Here is a 22,403-nt window from a genome sequence, read left to right as displayed (position 1 = left end):
TTTGATGCCACGCCATGACCGACTATATCGCCACCAGCGCCGGCCAGCGCGCCACCTTTTTGTGCGGCAAATCCTGGACCGCTTATGTCAGCACCTTCATCATCGCCGTGCTGCTGTTCTTTGCCGCCCTGCCGCTGGCCTTCAAGTACAACGCGCGTGCCGCCTTCGTGGTGCTGATCGGCTCGGCCCTGATCGTCGGCTACCGCCTGCTGACCATCCGCAGCTATCAGCTGTACTACGACGAGGCGGGCGTGTGGCTGGCGTCCGGCATCTTGCCGTGGAAAAAGAAACTGACGGGCGTCAAATGGCGCGACATGGATGAAGCCGTCTATGAAACCAACTTCTGGAGCTGGCTGTTCCAGTCCTACACGGTGCGCGTCAGCCAGCGCTACACGCAGGAAACGGAAATCCACGCCACCGGCATGGCGCGCGGCAAGGATGCCGTGGCGGCCATCAATGCGCGCCACCAGGACCTGCTGCGCGGCAGCGCCATCGTCGTCTAGCGCCGCGCGCTCCCGGCGCAAAAAACTGCGCAGCGGCGGCAATTAATGCTAATCTTTGGGCCGCCCAGGCAAGCAAGGCCAACCTTTCAATAGTTGTTTGTTACTTATATTATCAGTTTATTATTTTCTGATACCAACAAACAGCAAAATATTCAAGAGATAAACTATGCTGATCAAAAATAAAGTTGCGCTCGCCGCATTGATGATGGCTTTTACCCTGACACCGGCCAGCGCCGCCAAGAAACCGCAAAAAAGCGGCAAGGCCGGCACCAGCAGCAGCAAGAAAAAAACCGTCGGCAAGAAAGCAGCCGTCGTCACGGCGGCCACGGCAGCGACGGTCGCGGCCGTCGCCAGCGAGAACAGCAGCGACCGCTCCATGAATAACCTCAGCGGCCAGTTCCTCACGGCCCTGTGGCGCCTGGACCCGGAAAGCGCGATTTCGGTCGGCAAGTACGATGGCGCCGCCAACCTGAGCATTCCCGACGCGGCCAGCCGCCAGAAGCAGCTGGCCTTCATCGAAGAATGGCTGGGCAAATTCGGCAAGCTGAATGCCGGCAAGATGTCGGACAAGCAACGCACCGACCTGGCCTTGCTGACGAATAAATTGCAGTCGGACCGCTGGTATCTGACCACCTTCCGCGAATTCGAATGGAATCCCGCCCAGTACAACGTGGCCGGCTCCATCGATTTCATCCTGAACACGGAATACGCGGCCCAGCCGCAGCGCCTGCGCACCTTGCTCAAGCGTATCGCCAGCGTGCCGCAATACTATGCGGCCGCCCGCGCCAGCATCGTCAACCCCACGCGCGAGCACACGCAGCTGGCCATCGCCCAGAGCGCCGGCGTGCTCAGCGTGCTTGACGACCTGAACAAGACGGCACAGGGTTCCATCCTGACGCCGGCGGAAAAGCAGCTGTACAACGCGCGCATCGCCGCGGCCCGCACGGCCGTGCAAGGCTATGCGGCCTGGCTGACGGAACAGGATGCCGCGCTGGCGCAGAACGGCAATGCGCGCTCCTTCCGCATCGGCAAAGATTTATATGAACAGAAATTCGCCTACGATATCCAGGCCAGCGTGAGCGCCGAGCAGATGTACCAGAAAGCCCTGGCAGCGCGCGAAAAGCTGCTCGAGCACATGGATAGCCTGTCCGACGAGCTGTGGGTGAAAACCATGGGCAGCACGGCCAAGCCGGCGGACCGCACGGCGAAGATCGGCATGGTGATCGACAAGCTGTCCAGCAAGCACGTGGCCCCCGCCGACTTCGTGCCGGAAATCCGCCGCCAGATCCCGGAATTGCAGGAATGGGTGACCAGCCACAACCTGCTGACGATGGACCCGAAAAAGCCTCTGGTCGTGCGTGAAACACCCGCCTACCAGCGCGGCGTGGCCGGCGCCAGCATCGAGGCGCCCGGCCCCTACCGTCCGCAGGACCGCACCTATTACAACGTGACGCCGCTCGACGGCGAAACGCCGGAACAGGCGGAAAGCAGCTTGCGCGAGTACAACCACTGGATCTTGCAGATCCTGAACATCCACGAAGCCATCCCCGGCCACTACACGCAGCTCGTGTACGCGAACAAGTCGCCGTCGCTGGTCAAATCGATCTTCGGCAATGGCGCCATGATCGAAGGCTGGGCCGTGTATGGCGAGCGCATGATGCTCGAATCGGGCTATGGCAACAACGCGCCGGAAATGTGGCTGATGTATTCGAAGTGGAACTTGCGCAGCGTCACCAACACCATCCTCGACTACAGCGTGCACGTGCTGGGCATGACGGAAGCGCAAGCGCTCGACCTGCTGACGCGCCAGGCCTTCCAGACCAAGCGTGAAGCGACGGAAAAATGGCGCCGCGTGCAGTTGAGCTCGGTGCAACTGACCAGCTATTTCAGCGGCTACAGCGAAATCATGGACTTGCGCGAACAGCGCAAGCAGGCGCTGGGCAACAAGTTCGTGCTGAAGGATTTCCACGAGCAATTCCTCAGCTACGGCAGTGCCCCCGTCAAAGTCATCAAGGAACTGATGAATTAAGCGGCGCTCGCCGTCAGCTTGCAAAGGGCGCTGCGGCGCCCTTTTTGCATGCGTTTGCGCCATCGCAAACCGCCAGCGTCCCTGTCCATTAAGCTGACGGGAAGGCAGGCGCCACCGCACTCCTCACTGGCAATTGCCGATTTTTCTGCTAGGGTGAGTTCAGGAGCGTCCATGCATATGCCCATCCAGTTCGACACCCTCGATTACGCCAAACGCCTCGCCTCGGCGGGCGTGCCCACGCAGCAGGCGGAAGCCCATGCCACGGCCCTGGGCGAGGTACTGGGCTCGGCCGTCGTCGTGCATGGCGAACTGGCGGCACTGGAGCGCAATCTGCTGGGGGAAATCAAGCTGGTGTCGCAGAACGTCGATACCAAGGTGGGCGCCCTGGAGGTGAAGATCGATGCGCTGGAGCTCAGGCTCGACACCAAAATTGACGCCCTGGAGCAAAAATTCGACGCCCGCCTGGAACGCCTGGACTTGCGCCATGGCGCCGACATGAAACACGTCTACTGGATGATGAGCACCTTGATCCTGCTCAACCTGGGCATCCTCAGCAAACTGATGCTGCAGTAAGCGCGCACTCACTTTCCTGGCAACAAAAAAGCCGCTGCTCCCGGGGGAGGTCAGCGGCTTTTGCTTGCGAGTATAGTAAAGCGTCTAGGACGCCTCTTCCGGCGCCTGAGTGGCCTTGACGAAGATGGGCGCCACCAGCAGGCCCAGCTCGAACAGCAGGCACATCGGGATGGCCAGCGAGAACTGGCTGACCACGTCCGGCGGCGTGACGATGGCGGCAATGACGAAGGCGCCGACGATGATGTAGGGGCGCACTTCCTTGAGTTTCGCGATGGAAACCAGCCCCATGCGCACGAGGATCACCACCACCACGGGCACTTCGAACGTGGCGCCAAAGGCCAGGCACATCGACATGACGAAATCGAGGTAGTTTTCGATATCCGGCGTCACCGCGATCGACGACGGCGAAAAGTCGCTGATGAAGTGAAACACGCGGCCAAACACAAAGAAATAGCAGAAGGCCACGCCGGCCATGAACAGCAGCGACGAGGAGATGACCAGCGGCGCGATCAAACGCTTTTCATGCGTGTACAGGCCGGGGGCGATAAACGCCCACATCTGGTACAGCACCCAGGGCAAGGCGACGATAAAGGCGATCACCAGCGTCACTTTCATCGGCACGAGGAAGGGCGAGATGACGCCGGTGGCGATCATTTTCGAGCCGGCCGGCAGCGAGGCGATCATCGGCGCGGCAATGAAATCGTAGATATGCGAAGGGCCGGGCCAGTAAAACAGCACGGCGCAGACGACGGCGATGCCGATCGACGCCTTGACCAGGCGGTTACGCAGCTCGACCAGATGCGAGATAAAGGTTTCTTCCACCGGAGATTTGCTACTCATGAGTAAAAGGAGGAGGAACTGGCACGCGGACGGAAACGCGCCACGCGGGCGGCCGCCGACTGCACGTGCAGCTTGCCGCCATGGCGCTGCTTGTACCAGCCAGGGATGGCGGAATTGCGCACCAGTTTCTTGCGGCGGAATTCGCGCGCCTTGCGGGCCAGGTCATCGTTGGTGGCGCGCAGCATGGCTTCATGGGCGTCGTGATGCCCCTCATACGAACTGGAATCGCCGCGCCAGGCGTTTTCCACCTCGGCCAGGTTGCCGGAAATCGAATTTTCCACGCCATGCATGGATTTCTCCACACTTTGCTTGACGGAATGGGCCGCCTCCTGCACTTCCTTCTGCAGGTTTTTCAGCTCTTCCATTTCAATTTCGCGCGAGACTTCGGATTTCACCTGGTTCAGGTAGCGTTGCGCGCGGCCATACAGGGTGCCGGCCATGCGCGCCACTCTCGGCAACTTTTCAGGGCCGATGACTATCAACGCAACCACGCCGATGATGGCGATTTTAGAGAGACCGAGATCGATCATAAGCGGACAAGGCTGTTACCGGACGAGGCAAGCGCCCCGCCACGCTATCAGGACTTGCTTTTCTCTTTCGTTTCGACGTCGATGGTGCTTTTGTCGGCCACTTGCGATGGCGCAGCAGGAGGGGTATTGGCTGCCGGCGCGTCATCGTCGCCCTTGACGCCATCCTTGAAGCCTTTGACGGCCTTGCCGATATCACCGCCGATATTGCCCAGTTTCTTGGTGCCGAAGACCAGCATCACGATAACCAGAACGATCACCCAGTGCCAAATACTCAATGAACCCATCACATTCTCCTTGCGGGACGGTGCCCGAATAGCGTCAACCAATGCCGGTAGTATACACGCGAACCCGGCGCACGGCGAAATCAGTGCTGGCCGCGCCAGGGACGGGGACCGCCGTACACATGCATGTGCAGGTGATACACCTCTTGCCCACCGTTCGGGCCGCTGTTGATCATGGTCTTGAAGCCGCCGGCAGGCGTGCCATCGGCGTCATAGGTGACGGCGCAGCCAAATTCGGCGGCGAGTTTCGGCGCCAGGCGCAGCAGCTTGCCCAGCGTTTCCGTATGGCTGTCATCGCAATCGGACAGGGTCGCCACGTGGCGCTTCGGGATCAACAGCAGATGCACGGGGGCGGCCGGGTTGATGTCCTTGAAGGCCAGCAAGTCGTCATCCTCATACACGATGGTCGAAGGAATTTGTTTTGCAGCAATCTTGCAGAAAATACAGTTATCCACGCACGCTCCAGTAGGTCAGTGTTTGTCTGTTTCGCCGGCGTCGCGCAGCTCGTCCTTGCGCGCCGCCTTTTCCTCGAGGCCGGACAGGCCTTCGCGGCGCGCCAGCTCGTCGAGCACCTGCTGCGGCGTCAGGTCGAACTGCGCCAGCATCACCAGCGAGTGAAACCACAGGTCGGCGCATTCGTACAAGACCTTCGACGGGTCGTTGTCGCGGCGCGCATCCTTGGCGGCCATCACCGTTTCCGTCGCTTCCTCGCCGATTTTTTTCAAAATGGCATCATCGCCCTTGGCAAACAGGCGCGCGACATACGAGGTGGCGGGGTCGCCGCCATTGGCCAGCTTGCGCGATTCGATCACGGCGGCCAGGCGCTTCAGGGTTTCACTCATTTGCTCTTGCTTTCCGCGTAAATCGTCTCAGGGTCTTTCAGGACGGGGTCGGTGATCTGCCATTCGCCCGTTTTCTCGTCGCCTTCGAACTTCTGGAAGAAGCACGAATGGCGGCCCGTATGGCAGGCGATGCCGCCGGCTTGCTCGATTTTCAGCAAGACCACGTCTTCGTCGCAATCGAGGCGGATTTCCAGCACCTTTTGCGTGTGGCCCGATTCTTCGCCCTTGTGCCACAGTTTCTTGCGCGAACGGCTCCAGTACACGGCTTCGCCCAGCTCCACCGTGCGCGCCAGCGCGTCGCGGTTCATCCAGGCGAACATCAGCACGTCATTGCTGCCCGCTTCCTGCGCGATCACGGGCACCAGGCCGTGCTCGTCCCATTTGACCTTTTTCAGCCACTTGGCATTGCTTGCTACGATGGTTCCGTTTTGCATGTTCTTCTATCCTGCTTGTATGTACTTTACGCCAGGCGCATGGGAATGCCCTGCTGCGCCATGAACTGCTTGGCTTCCTGCACCGTGTGCTGGCCATAGTGGAAGATGCTGGCGGCCAGCACGGCGTCCGCCCGGCCCACCTTGATGCCGTCGACCAGGTCTTGCAAGCCGCCCACGCCGCCCGAGGCGATCACGGGAATGCTGACGGCGTCGGACACGCCGCGCGTCAGGCCCAGGTCGAAGCCCACCTTGGTGCCGTCGCGGTCCATGCTGGTGAGCAAGATTTCACCGGCGCCCAGGCTTTCCATTTTACGCGCCCATTCGAACGCGTCCAGGCCCGTGGCCGTGCGTCCGCCATGGGTAAACACTTCCCACTTGCCGGGCGACACCTGCTTGGCGTCGATGGCGACGACGATGCATTGCGAACCGTGCTTTTGCGATGCCTCAAACACGAGCTGGGGGTTCGTCACGGCCGAGGTGTTGATGCTGACCTTGTCGGCGCCCGCATTGAGCAGCCGGCGTACGTCTTCCACCACGCGCACGCCGCCGCCCACGGTCAGCGGAATGAACACTTGCGACGCCACCGCTTCGATGATGTCGAAGATCAGGCCGCGGTTGTCGCTCGAAGCGGTAATGTCGAGGAAAGTGATCTCGTCGGCGCCCTGCTCGTCATAGCGGCGGGCGATTTCCACGGGATCGCCCGCGTCGCGCAATTCCGTGAAATTGACGCCTTTGACGACGCGGCCATTGGTCACGTCGAGGCAGGGGATGATACGTTTTGCAAGCATGATGGGTTCCAGATTGTCGCCAGGCCAGGACACGCGCAGGCGCGCCCCGGCCGGGCAGGCTTAAACGGCGGCGTCGGTCAGTTCGTCGGCGCGTTCCTGCGCTTGCGCCAGGTCGATCGTGCCTTCATAGATGGAACGGCCGCAGATCACGCCTTCGATGCCTTCGGCCTGGACCGCGCACAGCGCTTCCACGTCGCCGATATTGTGCAGGCCGCCCGAGGCGATGACGGGGATCTTGACGGCTTGCGCCAGCTTGACGGTGGCTTCGATATTGATGCCGCCCATCATGCCGTCGCGGCCGATGTCCGTGTAGATGATCGACTCGACGCCGTAGGCTTCGAATTTTTTCGCCAGGTCGATCACTTCGTGGCCCGACATCTTGCTCCAGCCATCGGTTGCCACTTTGCCATCCTTGGCATCGAGGCCGACGATGATGTGGCCCGGGAAGGCGCCGCAGGCGTCGTGCAGGAAGCCGGGGCTTTTCACGGCCGCCGTGCCGATGATGATGTAGGTGATGCCGGCGTCGAGGTAGCGCTCGATGGTGTCGAGGTCGCGGATGCCGCCGCCCAGCTGCACGGGGATTTCCTCGATGTCGTTTTCCACGGCGAAATCCTGCACGGCTTTCAGGATGGCTTTCACGGCGCCTTCGTTCTTCGGCTTGCCGGCAAAGGCGCCGTTCAGGTCGACCAGGTGCAGCCGGCGCGCGCCCTGCATCAGCCAATGGCGGGCCATCTCGGCCGGGTCTTCGGAAAATACGGTGGCAAGTTCCATATCGCCTTGTTTCAGGCGTACGCAGTGACCGTCTTTCAGGTCGATGGCGGGAATGAGCAGCATGGTCAGTGTGGTTTAAAAGTGAGTGAGAGGCGGAAAAAAAGCCGGAAAGCCAACGTTAAGGTTGCCAGTGAACGAAGTTCTTGTACAGCTGCAAGCCAGCGGCAGCACTTTTTTCAGGGTGGAACTGTGTCGCGAAAATATTATCACGGGCGACGGCGCAGGCGAACGGCGCACCATAGACAGTCTCGCCCACCGTGTGCGCCGCCTCTTGAGGTTGAGCAAAATAGCTGTGCACAAAGTAAAAATACGCATTGTCAGCGATGCCATCCCACATGACATGGGACGCCGTTTGCCGCACTTGGTTCCAGCCCATTTGCGGCACCTTGAAGCGCGAGCCGTCTTCCTGCACCTGGCCGTCGAGCTGGAAGCGCACGACTTTGCCTGGCAGCAAGCCCAAGCCGGCCGCATCGCCCTCTTCGCTGCCGTCGAACAGCATTTGCTCGCCGATGCACACGCCCAGCACGGGCTTGCTGTCGGCGGCGCGCAGCAGCGCCTCCAATACGCCCGATTCGCGCAGGCTGCGCATGCAGTCGGGCATGGCGCCCTGGCCCGGCAAGACGATGCGGTCGGCGCTGTCGATGTCGGCAGCGACACCGGAAATGCGCACATCGGCGTCTGGCGCCACGGCACGCAACGCCTGCGCCACCGAGCGCAGATTGCCCATGCCGTAATCCACCACCACAATTTTATTCATGTTTGATCCCGGAATCTACAATATAGCGAGAGCGGCGCTCACAGGCTGCCCTTGGTCGATGGAATGATGCCGGCCGCGCGCTCGTCGAGCTCGGCAGCCATGCGCAGTGCGCGGCCAAAGGCCTTGAACACGGTTTCGCACTGATGGTGGGCATTCGTGCCGCGCAAGTTGTCGATATGCAAGGTCACGCCCGCGTGGTTGACGAAGCCGCGGAAAAATTCCAGGGTCAGGTCGACGTCGAAGCCGGCGATCATGGCGCGCGTAAACGGGATGTGGTATTCGATGCCAGGGCGGCCCGAGAAATCGAGCACCACGCGCGACAGCGCCTCGTCCAGCGGCACGTAGGCGTGGCCATAGCGGCGGATGCCCTTCTTGTCGCCGATGGCCTTGGCCACGGCCATGCCCAGGGTGATGCCCACGTCTTCCACCGTATGGTGGTTGTCGATATGCACGTCGCCCGTCGCTTCGATATCGAGGTCGATCAAGCCATGGCGGGCGATCTGGTCCAGCATATGGTCGAGGAAGGGCACGCCGGTATTGAGCTTTTGGTGGCCCGTGCCGTCCAGGTTGAGGGCGACGCGAACTTGCGTCTCATTGGTGTTGCGCGTGATTTCTGCGGTGCGGTTCATGGGAGGCTCTGGCGATAGGCTAAACGAGGGATGCCTTGAAGGCATCGTAAAAAAGGGAATTTTCTTCCGGGGTGCTGACGCTGATGCGCAGGCAATTGGCCAGCGCAGCATGCATTTTACTCATATTTTTAATTAAAACCCTGCGGGCAAGCAGTTTTGCGCAAACATCGTCGGAATCTGCCACACGAATCAGAAGAAAATTTGCCTTCGAGGGAAATACCGTCACGCCGGGCAGCTCCGCTAAGCGCCGTGCCAGGTCGTCGCGCGCGCTGTTGAGCAGAGCCGCCTGCGCGTTGAGCACGTCGAGGTGCTCGAGCGCGAATTCGGCCGCCGCCTGCGTCAGCACATTCACATTGTACGGCGGACGCACTTTCTCGAACTGCGCCAGCAAGGCCGGCGCGGCCGACATGTAGCCGAGGCGGATGCCGGCCAGGCCCAGTTTCGACACGGTGCGCATCACCACCAGGTTTTCATATTCGGGCAGGCGGCCCATGAAGCTGCGCTGCGCGAACGGCTCGTAGGCTTCGTCGACGACGGCGATGCCCGTGTCGCCCAGGGCGGCGAGGAGGCCTTCGATATCGGCAGTGGCGAACAGGTTGCCCGTCGGGTTGTTAGGATACGCGAGGAAGACCAGCGCCGGGCGGTGCGCTTCGATGGCCGCCAGCATGGCCGGCATGTCCAGGCTGAAGTCCGGGTTCAACGGCACGCCGACAAAATCCATGCCGGCAAACTGCGCCGAGCGCGCATACATGACGAAGGCCGGCACGGGCGCCAGCAGCACGGCGCGCTGGCCCGGCGCTTGGCGGGCGCAGGCCATGGCCAGGATGGAAATCAGTTCATCGGAGCCGTTGCCCAGCATGACGTCGTAACCGGCGGGCACGCCCAGTTTGGCGCAGATGGCCGCCTGCAGGCTGGCGTACGACGGCGGATAGCGGTTCAGCGCCACGCCGGCCAGGCGCGCGCCCAGTTCCTCGCGCAGATGCTGCGGCAGCGGATACGGGTTTTCCATCGCATCGAGCTTGATGTAACCGCTGGCATCGGCTACCTGGTAGCTCTTGACGGCCCGCACATCGGCGCGCACGGTGTTGCTGATTAACTGATCGAGGAAAGACATGCTGCAAACACTCCTGATGAAATGAAATGGAGACTAAATGACGACGTCTTCCGGCACGCTAGCGCTGCGCGCCTTGCGGGCCGGCGCTTTTTTCACGGCGGGCGGCTTTTTCACGGCAGCCGTTTTTCTGACCGCCGCCGGCTTTTTCGCCGCCTTGGCGGGCTTGGCCGCGGGCGATGTGGCCGGTTCGGCCAGCTCCTGCGCGAGGGCCGCCAATCGCTGTTCGATGATGGCGCAGTAGTCGGGATTGAGTTCAAAACCGACGAAATCGCGCCCGCAGCGCTTGGCCGCCAGGGCCGTGGTGCCGCTGCCCATGAACAGGTCGAGCACCACGCCGCCGGGCGGGCACGACGCCTTGACCATGCGCTCGATGATTTCGAGCGGCTTTTGCGTCGGGTGGTCGGCCCGTTCCGGGTGTTCCTTGTGCAGGCGCGACACGCTCCACAAGTCTTTCGGGTTGTAGCCCACTTCCAGCCATTTGGCGCCGATGAAGATCGAGCGCGAACGGGCCTTCTTGGTGGCCGCGTCGTAGGCGATGCGCACCGCGTCAAGGTCGAAGTAGTAATCCTTGCGCTTGACGAAGAAGCCGATGGTGTCGTGCACCGATGAAAAGCTGCGCACGCTGCCGCCCATGGACGGCACGCGGCGATCCCAGATGATTTCATTCATCATCGCCATGCGCTGTTTCAGCATGACGAAGATCTCCGGCGAATAGCGCCAGGTGAGGAAGATATACAGGCTGCCGTTGGCTTTGAGCTTGGGCAGCGCCGAATCGATCCACTGTTCCGTCCAGCGCAGGTAGTCGGCCACCGACTGCTGGTCCGAGGCATTGCCGTAATCCTTGCCCAGGTTGTACGGCGGATCCGTCAGGATCAGGTCCACCGAGCCATCGGGAATGCGCGCCAGCCCCGCCAGCGCATCTTCGCAATAGACCCGGTTGACCCAGTCCGGCCGCTCCGCCATATTCGTCATGGCTGCGGCTTCAGACGCAGTTCGGCGCTGCGCGCGTGCGCCTGCAAGCCTTCGCCATACGCCAGGGTGGCGGCGACACGGCCCAGGGTTTGCGCGCCCGCCTCGCTGACGTGAATGATGGACGAACGCTTCTGGAAGTCGTACACGCCCAGCGGCGACGAAAAGCGCGCCGTGCGCGACGTCGGCAGCACGTGATTGGGACCGCAGCAATAGTCGCCCAGCGATTCGGACGAAAAGCGGCCCAGGAACATGGCGCCCGCGTGACGGATCTGCTCGGCCCACTGCTGCGGGTTGTCCGCCGAGATTTCCAGGTGCTCGGCGGCGATGGCATTGGCGATCTCGCACGCCTCTTGCATGCTGCGCACCTTGATCAGCGCGCCGCGGTCGGCCAGCGAAGTGCTGATGGTGGCCTGGCGCGGCATCGTCGGCAGCAGCCTGGCGATGCTCTCTTCCACTTTCGCGATGTAGGCCGCGTCGGGGCACAGCAGGATCGCCTGCGCCAGTTCGTCGTGCTCGGCCTGCGAAAACAGATCCATCGCGACCCAGTCCGGGTCCGTCGTGCCGTCGCACAGCACGAGGATTTCGGAAGGCCCCGCGATCATGTCGATGCCGACGATGCCGAACACGCGGCGCTTGGCGGCCGCCACATAGGCGTTGCCGGGGCCGACGATTTTGTCGACGGCGGCAATCGTCTGCGTGCCGTAGGCCAGCGCGCCGACGGCTTGCGCACCGCCGATGGTGATCACGCGCGTCACGCCCGCGATCGCGGCGGCGGCCAGCACCATCTGGTTTTTCACGCCATCGGGCGTCGGCACCACCATGATGATCTCGCCCACGCCCGCCACGTGCGCGGGAATGGCGTTCATCAGCACGGACGACGGATACGCGGCCTTGCCGCCCGGGACGTAGATGCCGACCCGGTCCAGCGGCGTGATTTTTTGCCCCAGCACCGTGCCATCGGGCTCGGTGTAAGTAAAACCGCGCAATTCCTCGCGCTGGCGTTCGTGGAAGGCGCGGATGCGCTGGGCGGCGATCTGCAGCGCCTCGCGCTGGGCCGACGGCAGGCCGTTCAGGGCCGCCTGCAGTTCGGCTTGCGAAATATCGAAGGCCGCCATTTCCGCCGCGCCGCCATGCGGGATGCGGTCGAAACGGTTGGTGTATTCCAGGACGGCGGCGTCGCCGCGCGTTTTCACGTCGGCCAGGATTTTTGCGACCGACGTTTCAATCGCTGCATCGGTGCCCGCCTCGAACGCCAGCAAGGTGTCGAGCGATTGTTGGAAACCTTCCTGGCTTGAATCGAGCTTGCGTATCTGTATCGGCATAATCGGCTTTCTGCTACTGAATGTGTCTAGGCTTGCGAGGCGCGTTCAAACGCCTCGATAATCGGCTGCAAGCGCTCGCGCTTGAGCTTTAATGCCGCCTGGTTAACCACCAGGCGCGACGAAATTTCCATGATGTGCTCGACCTCGACGAGGTTGTTCGCCCGCAAAGTGCTGCCCGTGCTGACCAGGTCGACGATCGCGTCGGACAGGCCGACCAACGGCGCCAGCTCCATCGAGCCATACAGCTTGATCAGGTCGACGTGCACGCCCTTGGCGGCGAAATGCTCGCGCGCCGTGTGCACGAATTTGGTGGCCACGCGCAAGCGCGCGCCCTGGTGCACGGCCTTTTCATAGTCGAAACCGGCCTGCACCGCCACCGACATGCGGCAGGAAGCGATATTCAGGTCGATCGGCTGGTACAGGCCTTCGCCGCCGTGTTCCAGCAGCACGTCCTTGCCCGCCACGCCGAAATCGGCCGCGCCGTACTGCACGTAGGTCGGTACGTCGCTGGCGCGCACGATGATGACGCGCACGTTCGGATCGTTGGTGGCCAAAATCAGCTTGCGCGAAGTCTCCGGGTTTTCCAGCACCTTGATGCCGGCCGCTTCCAGCAGCGGCATGGTGTCCTCAAAAATGCGGCCCTTCGAGAGCGCCAGGATCAGCTGGGAGCTGTCGCCGTTGTTCGATCCGTTCATGCTCGTTCCTTGTTATTTAATACGTACGATGTTCGCGCCGACGGCCGACAATTTGACTTCCATGCGGTCGTAGCCGCGGTCGAGGTGATAGATGCGGTCGATCAGCGTTTCGCCGTCGGCGGCCAGGGCCGCGATCACCAGCGAGGCCGAGGCGCGCAGGTCGGTCGCCATCACGGGCGCGCCGCGCAGCTGCTTGACGCCGGCGATGATGGCCGTATTGCCCTCGATGGTGATGTCGGCGCCCAGGCGGTTCATTTCCTGCACGTGCATGTAGCGGTTCTCGAAAATCGTCTCGGTGACGCGGCTGGCGCCATTGGCAATCGTGTTGACGGCCATGAACTGCGCCTGCATGTCGGTCGGGAAGCCCGGGTATTCCGTCGTGCGGAAGCTGACGGGGTTCGGACGGGCCGACATCTCGGCACGGATCCAGTCGGCGCCGAAGGTCATCGTCAGGCCCATGGCGCGCAGCTTGTCGAGCGCCGCGTCGAGAATGTCGGTGCGCACGTTGCGCAGGGTGATGTCGCCGCCGGTGGCCGCCACGGCGCACAGGAAGGTACCCGTTTCGATACGGTCGGCGATCACCGCGTGCGAGGCGCCGTGCAAGGCGTCCACGCCCTGGATCACCAGACGGCTGGTGCCGATGCCGTCGATCTTCGCGCCCATGGCCACCAGCAGGTGCGCCAGGTCGGTGACTTCCGGTTCGCAGGCGGCGTTTTCCAGGATGGTCTCGCCTTCGGCCAGGGTCGCGGCCATCAGCAGATTTTCGGTGCCGGTGACGGTGATCATGTCGGTGACGATGCGCGCGCCCTTGAGCTTGGCGCACTTGGCGTAGATGTAGCCCGCTTCGATGCGGATCTCGGCGCCCAGCGCTTCCAGGCCCTTGATGTGCTGGTCGACGGGGCGCGAACCGATGGCGCAGCCGCCCGGCAGCGAGACCTTGGCTTCGCCGAAGCGCGCCAGCATGGGGCCCAGCACGAGGATCGAGGCGCGCATGGTTTTCACCAGCTCATACGGCGCTTCCAGGGTGTCGATGGCGCTGCCGTTGAGAACCACGCGGTCGCCGTCCTGCTGCACTTTCAGGCCCGTCTGGCCCAGCAATTTGAGCATGGTGGCCACGTCGTGCAGATGCGGCACGTTGGTCAGGTCCAGGTCGCCCGCGGTCAAGAGACCCGCGCACAGGATGGGCAGGGCGGCGTTTTTCGCGCCGGAGATGGCGATGTCGCCGTTCAGGCGGTTGCCGCCGTTGATGAGGAGCTTGTCCATGTGCTTATCCTTGGAATTCTTCAGGTGTCAGGGTTTTCATCGACAGCGCGTGGATTTCTTCGCGCATGCGGTCGCCCAGCGCCGCGTAGACGATCTGGTGGCGCTGGATCAGGCGCTTGCCGGCGAATGCGGGCGAGACGATCACGGCCTGGAAGTGCTGGCCGTCGCCTTCCACTTCGAGGTGCGTGCATTCGAGGCCGGCCGACAGGTAGCCGTGGATCAGTTCTGGAGTGGTGGTCACGATAAGTCCTTGATATTGAATAATGTAGTGATGTGATGTGCCGTAATCAATGGCGCAATCTGTAACCGCTTTTCAGCAGGCGGATCGATGCCAGCGCCAGGATCACGAGGAAGCCGGCGACGATGGAAAGACTGAGCCACGGGCTGACGTCGGACACGCCGAAGAAGCCGTAGCGGAAGCCGTCGATCATGTAGAAGAAGGGGTTCAGGTGCGATACCGTCTGCCAGAATGGCGGCAGCGAGTGGATCGAATAGAACACGCCCGACAAAAAGGTGGCCGGCATGATCAAAAAGTTCTGGAAGGCGGCCAGCTGGTCGAATTTCTCGGCCCAGATGCCGGCGATCAGGCCCATTGTGCCCAGCATGGCGGCGCCGAGAAACGCGAAGATGACGATCCACAGCGGCGCGACAAACGACAGGTCGGCGAACCAGCAGGTGATGGCAAACACGCCAAAGCCCACGGCCAGGCCGCGCGCGACGGAAGCGAGTACATACGCCGAGAAGATTTCCCAGTGCGACAGGGGCGTGAGCAGCACGAACACCAGGTTGCCTGTGATCTTGGACTGGATCAGCGAGGACGAGGAATTGGCAAACGCGTTTTGCAGCACGCTCATCATCACCAGGCCGGGAATCAGAAAGGCCGTGTAGCTGACGCCGGGGCTCGGCTCGACGCGGCCGTCGAGCACATGGCCGAACACCAGCAGGTACAGCATCGACGTGAGCACGGGTGCGGCCACGGTTTGCGTCGCCACTTTCCAGAAGCGCAGCGTCTCTTTGTAGACGAGGGTGCGAAATCCTGTCGAAATCATACGGTACCTTTATCCATGATCTGCAAGAAGATATCTTCCAGGTCAGCTTGTTGCAATTGCATTTCATCGATCTCGACGCCCGCTTCGCGCAGGCGGGCGAGGATTTTCTCGACTTCGCTGTATTCGTTGACGCGCAAGCTGAACTTGTTCGGCGCCTGCTGTTCTTCCGGGTGCAGCACCAGGTGCTGCAGGTCGGCCGGCAGGCTGCCGTGTTTCAGGTGCACCTGCAGCTGCGAGCCGGCGATGCGGCGGATCAGCGCCGACATGGTGTCGAGCGCCACCACCTTCCCGCTTTTCAGCATGGCCACGCGCTGGCACATGGCTTGCGCCTCTTCCAGGTAGTGGGTGGTCAGCACGACCGTGTGGCCGCCTTCGCGGTTCAGGCGCGAGATGAACTTCCACAGGGTCTGGCGCAGTTCCACGTCGACGCCGGCCGTCGGCTCATCGAGCACGATGACGGGCGGCTTGTGCACCAGCGCCTGGGCCACGAGCACGCGGCGCTTCATGCCGCCGGACAGGGCGCGCATATTCGTGTCGGCCTTGCCGGTCAGGTCGAGGTTTTCCATGACCTCGTCGATCCACTTGTCGTTGTTCGGCAGGCCGAAGTAGCCGGACTGCAGGCGCAAGGTTTCGCGCACGGTGAAAAACGGGTCGAACACGAGTTCCTGCGGCACCACGCCCAGGTTGCGGCGCGCATTGCGGAAGTCCTTGACCACGTCGTGGCCGTGGATCTTGACGGTGCCCGCGTCGGGGCGTATCAGGCCGGCGATGATGGAAATGAGGGTGGTCTTGCCGGCGCCGTTGGGACCGAGCAGGCCAAAGAACTCGCCTTCTTCGATGGCCAGCGACACGCCGCCCAGCGCCTTGAGCGATTTATAGCTCTTTTCTACATTCGTTATTTGAATTGCGGTCATGTGCTTGTTTCAAGTGTAATGCGTCTGGTGTGATGCGCCAGTTGCCGGAGACATCCAGGCCGGCAGGCCGGTGCAGGGCGCCACCTTCAGGCGAGGACGGCGCAACAGTCAATTATAGTTGGAAAATTCGTGGAACACTTGGAGATCAATCCGGCGGCGCTGCTGGCCTGCCGGCTTGAAAGCTACTGCTGATGCGGGGAGTGGGACAGGATCAATGATGATGCAGGTCGGACGGGCTGCGTTCGGCGTGGCCGCCGGCGCTGGCGCAGTCGTCGGCAGTCAACGTGCTCGAGACGAGCGAGCAGACGCCATACAGCTTGGTGAGGTTTTTCAGGTTGTTCGGCAGGTTTTTCAGCTCCAGCACGGCGCCCGCATCCTGCGCCGCGCGCTGCCACGTCAGCATGACGGACACGGCGGCCGAATCGACGGCCTTGACGTTGCGCAGGTCGAACTTGGTCTGACCCGAGCGGATGGCGTCCAGACCCTGCTCCAATGCCGAAGTGGCATTGTGCACGGTCAGGGAAGTCAGGGACTGCAAGGTGTCGAGAGAGTCGGGCATGGCGTCGGGCTGCGCTGGTCTGGAGCTATATGATAGCCGATTATTTGGCTTTGGCAGCGGGACGGCTGGCCAGGGCCTTGTTTTTTGCCTGCAAGGTCTTGATCAGGCCATCGATGCCGCCCTTGCTGATCTCGCTGGCGAAGCTGCTTTTGTACGTTTCCACCAGCCACGCGCCCAGCACGTTGATGTCATAGATCTTCCAGCCGGACGGGGTTTTCGCCACGCGGTAGTTCAGGGGCACGGGTTCGCCGCGCGCCACGTTGACCTGCGAACGCACTTCCACTTCCGTGTCAGCCGGGTCGGCGCGCAGCGGCTTGAATTCCACGGTTTCGTTCTTGATCTGCGACAGGGCGCCCGAGTACGTGTAGATCAGCAGGGTGCGGAATTCCGCCGACAGCTGCTTTTGCTGGTCCGGCGTGGCGTCGCGCCAGAAGCGGCCGGCGGCCAGGGCCGTCATGCGCTGGAAATCCACGTAAGGCAGGATTTTGCTTTCCACCAACTCGGTGACGCGCTTGATATCGCCAGCCTGGATGGCCTTGTCGTTCTTGGCCGTGTCGATCACGTCCTGGCTGATGCGCTTGACCAAGACGTCCGGCGCTTCGACAGCAGGAGCGGCCTGGGCGGCGGTGGCAAAGGCGATGGTCGCCATCGCCAGCAGTTGTTTCATCAATTTCATGGTTCTACCTTTCATGGTGTTGCTATGCACCGGCTGGCGTTGATCGCAGCCGTGGTGTTTCTGTACGGGAGTTTACTCCTGGGGCCTGGCCTCGGAAGCAACGGTATTGCTACCAGATGTTACGAGGTCCGCTGGCGCCACCTCGGCGGCGGCCGTGGCCGCAGGCGCGTCATTGGCAACTTGCGGTTTTGCCTCGTACTCCGGCTCGTAATCGCTGGTGTCGTTTTTTGGCACTTTGCGGTCGCGGCGGTCCGTATCGCCGTCGAAAACCTTGCTTTCACGCGCTTGCAGGAAGCCGTCGCGGATGAATTCATAACGGTCCAGCGCGGCCGCTTCCATCAGGTTGGTCGCGTCGAGCAGCGCGGCGCGCTTGTCGACCACGCGCGTCACCGTGCCGATATTGCGTACATTGACGGGATCCTTGTAGCGCCATGGGTCGCCCGCGATATCGAGCGGCAAGGCCACCGTGTCGCGCACGGTCGATGGGCCCAGCAGCGGCAGCATCACGTACGGACCCGACTGGACGCCGTACCAGCCCAGGGTCTGGCCAAAGTCTTCGTTATGCTTGGGAATGCCGGCCTGCGACGCGATGTCGATCAGGCCGAGGATGCCGAAGGTCGAGTTCATGCTGACGCGCACGACGTCTTGCAAGCCCGCTTCACCCTTGCCTTGCAGCAAGTTGTTCACGGCACTCCACACATCGGCCAGGTTGCCGAAGAAGTTGCCCACGCCCGTTTGCACGAACGACGGCGTCACCGTCTTGTAGGCCGTGGCGACCGGTTTCAGGGCCACCTGGTCAACGGTATCGTTGAACTTGAACATCGCGCGGTTATACCCTTCCAGCGGGTCGCGCGGATTGGTGCCGGTGGCGCAGGCGCTCACGCTGGCGGCGATGGCCATGGCCAGGCCGATACGCGCCAGGCTGCCTTGGGGTTTCTTGGTCGACTCGCTCATTTGCTGTCCTTTCCTTCCGCTGCCTTGCTGTAGATGAACTGATTGATCAGGTCTTCCAGCACTGTGGCCGATTGAGTACGGGCGATCTTGTCGCCCTCTGCCAGGTTCGCCAAATCGCCGCCTGCTTCCAGGCCGATATATTGCTCACCCAGCAAACCGGCCGTCAAAATCTTGGCCGAGCTGTCTTTCGGAAATTTGTAGCCATCTTCGATATCGAGTTTCACCAGCGCCTGATACGTCTTGTCGTCAAAGCGGATCTCCGCCACGCGCCCCACCACCACGCCAGCGCCCTTGACGGGCGCCTGCGGCTTGAGGCCGCCAATATTGTCGAACTTGGCCGTAATGGTATACGTCTTGCTGAAAGACAGCGAGCTCATATTGCCGGCCTTGAGCGCCAAAAACATCAATGCCGCCACACCCAGCAAGACGAACAAGCCGACCCAGACATCCAAAGATTTACGTTGCATAAACAATCCTAAATAATTTTTACTTGCCGCCACCTGCGCAGAACACTGCCCAGGCCGATAATTTTGTCGCCTATCGGCAATTACTTGCTAAACATCAACGCCGTCATCATGAAATCGAGCCACCACACCATCAACGACGAAATGACCACCGTGCGCGTGGTGGCGCCGGACACGTCTTCCGGCGTCGGCTGCGCCTGGTAACCCTGGAACAGCGCAATGAAGGTCACCGCGATGCCGAACACCAGGCTCTTGATGGTGCCGTTGCCCACTTCCTTCCAGACATCCACGCCGCCTTGCATCTGCGACCAGAACGAGCCCTCATCGACGCCGATCAGCACCACGCCGACCAGATAGCTGCCGATGATGCCGACGGCCGTGAAGATGGCGCCCAGGATCGGCATGGCGATCACGCCGGCCCAGAAACGGGGCGCCAGCACGCGCTGGATCGGGTTGACGGCCATCATTTCCATGGCCGACAGTTGCTCGCCCGCCTTCATCAGGCCGATTTCCGCCGTCAGCGAGGTGCCGGCGCGGCCGGCGAACAGCAGCGCCGTGACGACAGGGCCCAGTTCGCGCGTCAGCGACAGCGCCACCAGCAAGCCCAGCGACTGCTCGGCGCCATACGTGGTCAAGGTGTAATAGCCTTGCAAACCCAGCACCATGCCGACAAACAGGCCGGAGACGGCGGTAATCACCAGCGAGCGGTTACCGATAAAAAACAGTTGCTCGATCACCAGGCGCGGACGGCGCCACAGGCCGCCCGACGAGGCGATGATGATAAAGAACGAACGCACGGCAAAGCCGAGGTCTTGTACCGAATTGCGCAACCATGCTCCGATCGACGCGAGGAAACGCGCGATCATCGGCCCGCTCCCGCATGCAGGCCCAGGTCGTCGGCCAGCGACTTGCCCGGGTAATGGAACGGCACGGGGCCATCGGCCTCGGCATTGACGAACTGCTTGACGTACGGATGCGTCGACACGGCCATCTCGGCCGGCGTGCCGTGCGCCACAATTTTGCCCGATGACAGAAAATAGACGTAATCAGCGATGGCGAAACACTCCTTCACATCGTGCGATACCAGGATAGACGTGGAGCCCAGCGCATCGTTCAAATTGCGGATCAAATTGGCCGTCACGCCCATGGAAATCGGGTCCAGGCCGGCGAACGGCTCGTCGTACATGATCAGTTCAGGGTCGAGCGCGATGGCGCGCGCCAGCGCGACGCGGCGGCCCATGCCGCCAGAAATCTCGGCCGGCTTCAATTGCGCCGCATTGCGTAAACCCACGGCGTGCAGCTTCATCAGCACCAGGGTGCGGATCAGCTCTTCATTCAAGTCCGTGTGTTCGCGCAGGGGGAAGGCCACGTTTTCGAACGCCGTCAGGTCCGTAAACAGCGCGCCGTGCTGGAACAGCATGCCCATCTTGCGGCGCAGCTGATACAGCTCGTCGGTTCCCAGCGTATGCACGATCTGGCCGTCCACATTCACGGAACCGGAACTGGGGCGCAACTGCCCGCCGATCAGGCGCAGTACGGTCGTCTTGCCACTGCCGGAGCCACCCATGACGGCCACAACTTTTCCACGTGGGAAATCCATTTGAAGGCCCGATAAAATCGAACGTTCTCCATAGGCAAAGTGTAAATCACGGATCTCAACAAGATTTGGCACGACGAAGCTCACTATTTTAATGGCGTATTGTAGTGCAGAAACGCCAACCTCTGCTGAGACACCCCTTGGGACAGCCCCGTAAAGGGGAAGAATACAACACTAATGAATCGAAAGTCAGATATTGTAGTGGAAATTTGACCTGTGCATCGCGCCCCCATCCGCCGGCGTTCACGGCCGTCCACTTGATAACTAAAATAACAAGGGCCACGCCGCAATCCGCGCCGTGGCCCTGTCAAAAAAACGAACAGTTGCTCGTTGATTAGCGTGGCAGCACGGATGCCCCCATCAGGAACTCATCGACGGCGCGCGCGCACTGGCGCCCTTCGCGGATGGCCCACACCACCAGCGACTGGCCACGGCGCATGTCGCCGGCCGCAAACACCTTGGCCACCGAGGTCTGGTAGCAGCCGGCGCCATCCGTTGTTGCCTTGACATTGCCGCGCGCATCTGTATCGACGCCGAACGCTTGCAACACTTGTTGTACTGGTGAAACAAAACCCATGGCCAGGAAGACCAGATCCGCCTTCATCTCGAATTCCGAGTTCGGCACTTCGCTCATCTTGCCGTCTTTCCATTCGACTCTGCAGGCGATCAGCTTTTCCACCTTGCCGCCCTTGCCTTCGAAACGCTTGGTGGCCACGGCCCAGTCGCGCTCGCAGCCTTCCTCGTGCGAGGACGAGGTGCGCAGCTTGGTCGGCCAGTACGGCCAGACCAGCGGCTTGTTTTCCTGTTCCGGCGGCTGCGGCATCAGTTCGAACTGGGCCACCGAGGCGGCGCCATGGCGGTTCGAGGTGCCCACGCAGTCGGAACCCGTGTCGCCGCCGCCGATCACCACCACGTGCTTGCCCGTCGCCTTGATCTGGTCCTTGAGCTTGTCGCCCGCGTTGACCTTGTTTTGCAGCGGCAGGAAATCCATGGCGAAGTGCACGCCTTTCAATTCGCGGCCCGGCACGGGCAAGTCGCGCGGCTGCTCGGCGCCGCCGGCCATGATGACGGCGTCGAATTCTTTTTCCAGGTCTTCCGGGAAAATGGTTTCCTTGGCCCAGTTGTTGACGTTGGCAGGGAAATCCTTGCCGACCAGCACGCTGGTGCGGAACACGACGCCTTCGGCCTCCATCTGTTTCACGCGCAGGTCGATGTGCGACTTTTCCATCTTGAAGTCGGGGATGCCGTAGCGCAACAAACCACCGACCCGGTCGCTCTTCTCAAACACGGTGACGGCATGGCCGGCGCGCGCCAGCTGCTGCGCCGCCGCCAGGCCGGCAGGACCGGAGCCGACGATGGCCACTTTCTTGCCGGTGCTAAAACTCGCCGGCTGCGGCGTGACCCAGCCGTGCTCCCAGCCCATGTCGATGATTTTATGCTCGATCGACTTGATGCCGACCGGATCTTCATGGATACCCAGGGTACAGGCCGATTCGCACGGCGCCGGGCAGATGCGGCCCGTAAATTCCGGGAAGTTATTCGTCGAATGCAGGATATCGAGCGCTTCGCGGTAGGCGCCGCGGTATACCAGGTCATTCCAGTCGGGAATGATATTATTCACGGGGCAACCCGTGGTGCAGAAGGGAATGCCGCAATCCATGCAGCGCGCACCCTGCACGGTCGCTTGCGCGTCCGACAGGTGCAAGACGAATTCCTTGTAGTTCTTCAGACGCGCGGCAGGCTCCAGATAGTGTTCGTCCTGGCGCTTGAATTCCATGAAGCCGGTAATTTTACCCACGATGTTTCCTTTGTATTTGGCTGGCGGGGAGCGGCCGGGCCGCTCCCTG

General features: G+C 61.8%; 28 protein-coding genes. 3 read left to right on the top strand and 25 right to left on the bottom strand.

The window, feature by feature from the left end; all coding sequences use genetic code 11:
* The first annotated feature begins 14 nt into the window (after positions 1–14).
* The 3 genes from OX462_RS00915 to OX462_RS00905 all read left to right on the top strand — a co-directional run bounded on the left by OX462_RS00915 (position 15) and on the right by OX462_RS00905 (position 3,105).
* On the top strand, positions 15–503 hold the full coding sequence (locus tag OX462_RS00915) for a hypothetical protein (RefSeq protein WP_070311998.1): 489 nt from the start codon (positions 15–17) through the stop codon (positions 501–503).
* A 169-nt stretch (positions 504–672) separates the two neighbouring features.
* Positions 673–2,532: a DUF885 domain-containing protein gene (locus tag OX462_RS00910; RefSeq protein ID WP_409028712.1), complete on the top strand. Its 1,860-nt coding sequence runs from the start codon at positions 673–675 to the stop codon at positions 2,530–2,532.
* Between the two features lie 171 nt (positions 2,533–2,703).
* The gene (locus tag OX462_RS00905) at positions 2,704–3,105 is read left to right on the top strand and encodes a hypothetical protein (protein ID WP_409027570.1); all 402 of its coding nucleotides are present in this window, start codon (positions 2,704–2,706) and stop codon (positions 3,103–3,105) included.
* A gap of 84 nt (positions 3,106–3,189) precedes the next feature.
* On the opposite strand, the gene tatC is transcribed toward OX462_RS00905, so the two are convergent.
* The 25 genes from tatC to OX462_RS00780 all read right to left on the bottom strand — a co-directional run bounded on the left by tatC (position 3,190) and on the right by OX462_RS00780 (position 22,354).
* Positions 3,190–3,945, bottom strand: a complete 756-nt coding sequence (tatC, locus tag OX462_RS00900) for a twin-arginine translocase subunit TatC (protein WP_035823092.1) — start codon at positions 3,943–3,945, stop codon at positions 3,190–3,192.
* Positions 3,942–4,475, bottom strand: coding sequence for a Sec-independent protein translocase protein TatB (gene tatB, locus OX462_RS00895; protein WP_070290303.1), 534 nt, complete (start codon positions 4,473–4,475; stop codon positions 3,942–3,944). Before tatB ends, tatC begins: the two co-directional genes overlap by 4 nt.
* A 47-nt stretch (positions 4,476–4,522) precedes the next feature.
* Entirely contained in the window at positions 4,523–4,759 is a 237-nt protein-coding gene (gene tatA, locus OX462_RS00890) for a Sec-independent protein translocase subunit TatA (protein ID WP_046683197.1), read from the bottom strand.
* 80 nt (positions 4,760–4,839) lie between these two features.
* Positions 4,840–5,211, bottom strand: a complete 372-nt coding sequence (locus OX462_RS00885) for a histidine triad nucleotide-binding protein (RefSeq protein ID WP_409027569.1) — start codon at positions 5,209–5,211, stop codon at positions 4,840–4,842.
* Between the two features lie 15 nt (positions 5,212–5,226).
* Complete coding sequence (locus OX462_RS00880; RefSeq protein WP_034753849.1) at positions 5,227–5,598, bottom strand: phosphoribosyl-ATP diphosphatase; 372 nt, start codon at positions 5,596–5,598, stop codon at positions 5,227–5,229.
* Entirely contained in the window at positions 5,595–6,032 is a 438-nt protein-coding gene (hisI, locus tag OX462_RS00875) for a phosphoribosyl-AMP cyclohydrolase (protein WP_070219635.1), read from the bottom strand. Before hisI ends, OX462_RS00880 begins: the two co-directional genes overlap by 4 nt.
* Before the next feature lie 26 nt (positions 6,033–6,058).
* Positions 6,059–6,820 (bottom strand): imidazole glycerol phosphate synthase subunit HisF, encoded by a 762-nt coding sequence (gene hisF, locus OX462_RS00870; protein WP_070290307.1) that lies wholly within the window; start codon positions 6,818–6,820, stop codon positions 6,059–6,061.
* A gap of 60 nt (positions 6,821–6,880) precedes the next feature.
* Positions 6,881–7,654 (bottom strand): 1-(5-phosphoribosyl)-5-[(5-phosphoribosylamino)methylideneamino]imidazole-4-carboxamide isomerase, encoded by a 774-nt coding sequence (gene hisA, locus OX462_RS00865; protein WP_070219639.1) that lies wholly within the window; start codon positions 7,652–7,654, stop codon positions 6,881–6,883.
* A gap of 55 nt (positions 7,655–7,709) precedes the next feature.
* Positions 7,710–8,348 carry an imidazole glycerol phosphate synthase subunit HisH gene (gene hisH, locus OX462_RS00860; protein WP_071650181.1) on the bottom strand — a complete coding sequence of 213 codons (639 nt, stop codon included), beginning with the start codon at positions 8,346–8,348 and terminating at the stop codon, positions 7,710–7,712.
* 38 nt (positions 8,349–8,386) lie between these two features.
* Positions 8,387–8,977: an imidazoleglycerol-phosphate dehydratase HisB gene (gene hisB / locus OX462_RS00855; protein WP_070313396.1), complete on the bottom strand. Its 591-nt coding sequence runs from the start codon at positions 8,975–8,977 to the stop codon at positions 8,387–8,389.
* Positions 8,978–8,996: 19 nt separating this feature from the next.
* Positions 8,997–10,091, bottom strand: coding sequence for a histidinol-phosphate transaminase (gene hisC / locus OX462_RS00850; protein ID WP_070290312.1), 1,095 nt, complete (start codon positions 10,089–10,091; stop codon positions 8,997–8,999).
* A gap of 33 nt (positions 10,092–10,124) precedes the next feature.
* Positions 10,125–11,054 (bottom strand): DNA-methyltransferase, encoded by a 930-nt coding sequence (locus OX462_RS00845; RefSeq protein ID WP_070290375.1) that lies wholly within the window; start codon positions 11,052–11,054, stop codon positions 10,125–10,127.
* A gap of 5 nt (positions 11,055–11,059) precedes the next feature.
* Complete coding sequence (hisD, locus tag OX462_RS00840; RefSeq protein ID WP_070219644.1) at positions 11,060–12,385, bottom strand: histidinol dehydrogenase; 1,326 nt, start codon at positions 12,383–12,385, stop codon at positions 11,060–11,062.
* A gap of 26 nt (positions 12,386–12,411) precedes the next feature.
* Positions 12,412–13,080 (bottom strand): ATP phosphoribosyltransferase, encoded by a 669-nt coding sequence (hisG, locus tag OX462_RS00835; protein ID WP_070219646.1) that lies wholly within the window; start codon positions 13,078–13,080, stop codon positions 12,412–12,414.
* Positions 13,081–13,092: 12 nt separating this feature from the next.
* A complete protein-coding gene (murA, locus tag OX462_RS00830) occupies positions 13,093–14,343 on the bottom strand; it encodes a UDP-N-acetylglucosamine 1-carboxyvinyltransferase (protein ID WP_070290314.1) in 1,251 nt (416 codons plus the stop codon).
* Between the two features lie 4 nt (positions 14,344–14,347).
* The gene (locus OX462_RS00825; protein WP_034753824.1) at positions 14,348–14,584 is read right to left on the bottom strand and encodes a BolA family protein; all 237 of its coding nucleotides are present in this window, start codon (positions 14,582–14,584) and stop codon (positions 14,348–14,350) included.
* A 46-nt stretch (positions 14,585–14,630) separates the two neighbouring features.
* A complete protein-coding gene (locus OX462_RS00820) occupies positions 14,631–15,392 on the bottom strand; it encodes an ABC transporter permease (protein WP_070290316.1) in 762 nt (253 codons plus the stop codon).
* On the bottom strand, positions 15,389–16,306 hold the full coding sequence (locus OX462_RS00815) for an ABC transporter ATP-binding protein (RefSeq protein WP_070290317.1): 918 nt from the start codon (positions 16,304–16,306) through the stop codon (positions 15,389–15,391). Before OX462_RS00815 ends, OX462_RS00820 begins: the two co-directional genes overlap by 4 nt.
* Positions 16,307–16,517: 211 nt before the next feature.
* The gene (locus OX462_RS00810) at positions 16,518–16,865 is read right to left on the bottom strand and encodes an STAS domain-containing protein (protein WP_034753819.1); all 348 of its coding nucleotides are present in this window, start codon (positions 16,863–16,865) and stop codon (positions 16,518–16,520) included.
* Positions 16,866–16,905: 40 nt separating this feature from the next.
* Positions 16,906–17,541, bottom strand: a complete 636-nt coding sequence (locus tag OX462_RS00805) for an MlaC/ttg2D family ABC transporter substrate-binding protein (RefSeq protein WP_070219656.1) — start codon at positions 17,539–17,541, stop codon at positions 16,906–16,908.
* 72 nt (positions 17,542–17,613) lie between these two features.
* A complete protein-coding gene (locus tag OX462_RS00800) occupies positions 17,614–18,495 on the bottom strand; it encodes an MlaA family lipoprotein (protein WP_070313399.1) in 882 nt (293 codons plus the stop codon).
* Complete coding sequence (mlaD, locus tag OX462_RS00795) at positions 18,492–18,962, bottom strand: outer membrane lipid asymmetry maintenance protein MlaD (RefSeq protein WP_070219660.1); 471 nt, start codon at positions 18,960–18,962, stop codon at positions 18,492–18,494. Before mlaD ends, OX462_RS00800 begins: the two co-directional genes overlap by 4 nt.
* 80 nt (positions 18,963–19,042) lie before the next feature.
* The gene (mlaE, locus tag OX462_RS00790) at positions 19,043–19,825 is read right to left on the bottom strand and encodes a lipid asymmetry maintenance ABC transporter permease subunit MlaE (protein ID WP_070219663.1); all 783 of its coding nucleotides are present in this window, start codon (positions 19,823–19,825) and stop codon (positions 19,043–19,045) included.
* Positions 19,822–20,631, bottom strand: coding sequence for an ABC transporter ATP-binding protein (locus tag OX462_RS00785; protein ID WP_070219703.1), 810 nt, complete (start codon positions 20,629–20,631; stop codon positions 19,822–19,824). The genes mlaE and OX462_RS00785 overlap by 4 nt, the downstream gene beginning before the upstream one ends.
* 259 nt (positions 20,632–20,890) lie before the next feature.
* On the bottom strand, positions 20,891–22,354 hold the full coding sequence (locus OX462_RS00780; RefSeq protein ID WP_070219665.1) for a glutamate synthase subunit beta: 1,464 nt from the start codon (positions 22,352–22,354) through the stop codon (positions 20,891–20,893).
* Between the last annotated feature and the right edge of the window lie 49 nt (positions 22,355–22,403).

This window comes from Janthinobacterium aestuarii, from assembly GCF_046113285.1.
GTDB lineage: Bacteria > Pseudomonadota > Gammaproteobacteria > Burkholderiales > Burkholderiaceae_D > Janthinobacterium.
This window is presented reverse-complemented; position numbering and strand designations above follow the sequence as displayed.

Excerpts from the sequence above, each read along its gene's own strand:
- OX462_RS00915 (WP_070311998.1), top strand. The coding sequence starts at position 15 with ATGACCGACTATATCGCCACCAGCGCCGGCCAGCGCGCCACCTTTTTG.
- OX462_RS00905 (WP_409027570.1), top strand. The coding sequence starts at position 2,704 with ATGCATATGCCCATCCAGTTCGACACCCTCGATTACGCCAAACGCCTC.
- tatC (WP_035823092.1), bottom strand. The coding sequence starts at position 3,945 with ATGAGTAGCAAATCTCCGGTGGAAGAAACCTTTATCTCGCATCTGGTC.
- tatB (WP_070290303.1), bottom strand. The coding sequence starts at position 4,475 with ATGATCGATCTCGGTCTCTCTAAAATCGCCATCATCGGCGTGGTTGCG.
- tatA (WP_046683197.1), bottom strand. The coding sequence starts at position 4,759 with ATGGGTTCATTGAGTATTTGGCACTGGGTGATCGTTCTGGTTATCGTG.
- OX462_RS00880 (WP_034753849.1), bottom strand. The coding sequence starts at position 5,598 with ATGAGTGAAACCCTGAAGCGCCTGGCCGCCGTGATCGAATCGCGCAAG.
- hisI (WP_070219635.1), bottom strand. The coding sequence starts at position 6,032 with ATGCAAAACGGAACCATCGTAGCAAGCAATGCCAAGTGGCTGAAAAAG.
- hisF (WP_070290307.1), bottom strand. The coding sequence starts at position 6,820 with ATGCTTGCAAAACGTATCATCCCCTGCCTCGACGTGACCAATGGCCGC.
- hisA (WP_070219639.1), bottom strand. The coding sequence starts at position 7,654 with ATGCTGCTCATTCCCGCCATCGACCTGAAAGACGGTCACTGCGTACGC.
- hisH (WP_071650181.1), bottom strand. The coding sequence starts at position 8,348 with ATGAATAAAATTGTGGTGGTGGATTACGGCATGGGCAATCTGCGCTCG.
- hisB (WP_070313396.1), bottom strand. The coding sequence starts at position 8,977 with ATGAACCGCACCGCAGAAATCACGCGCAACACCAATGAGACGCAAGTT.
- hisC (WP_070290312.1), bottom strand. The coding sequence starts at position 10,091 with ATGTCTTTCCTCGATCAGTTAATCAGCAACACCGTGCGCGCCGATGTG.
- OX462_RS00845 (WP_070290375.1), bottom strand. The coding sequence starts at position 11,054 with ATGGCGGAGCGGCCGGACTGGGTCAACCGGGTCTATTGCGAAGATGCG.
- hisD (WP_070219644.1), bottom strand. The coding sequence starts at position 12,385 with ATGCCGATACAGATACGCAAGCTCGATTCAAGCCAGGAAGGTTTCCAA.
- hisG (WP_070219646.1), bottom strand. The coding sequence starts at position 13,080 with ATGAACGGATCGAACAACGGCGACAGCTCCCAGCTGATCCTGGCGCTC.
- murA (WP_070290314.1), bottom strand. The coding sequence starts at position 14,343 with ATGGACAAGCTCCTCATCAACGGCGGCAACCGCCTGAACGGCGACATC.
- OX462_RS00820 (WP_070290316.1), bottom strand. The coding sequence starts at position 15,392 with ATGATTTCGACAGGATTTCGCACCCTCGTCTACAAAGAGACGCTGCGC.
- OX462_RS00815 (WP_070290317.1), bottom strand. The coding sequence starts at position 16,306 with ATGACCGCAATTCAAATAACGAATGTAGAAAAGAGCTATAAATCGCTC.
- OX462_RS00810 (WP_034753819.1), bottom strand. The coding sequence starts at position 16,865 with ATGCCCGACTCTCTCGACACCTTGCAGTCCCTGACTTCCCTGACCGTG.
- OX462_RS00805 (WP_070219656.1), bottom strand. The coding sequence starts at position 17,541 with ATGAAATTGATGAAACAACTGCTGGCGATGGCGACCATCGCCTTTGCC.
- OX462_RS00800 (WP_070313399.1), bottom strand. The coding sequence starts at position 18,495 with ATGAGCGAGTCGACCAAGAAACCCCAAGGCAGCCTGGCGCGTATCGGC.
- mlaD (WP_070219660.1), bottom strand. The coding sequence starts at position 18,962 with ATGCAACGTAAATCTTTGGATGTCTGGGTCGGCTTGTTCGTCTTGCTG.
- mlaE (WP_070219663.1), bottom strand. The coding sequence starts at position 19,825 with ATGATCGCGCGTTTCCTCGCGTCGATCGGAGCATGGTTGCGCAATTCG.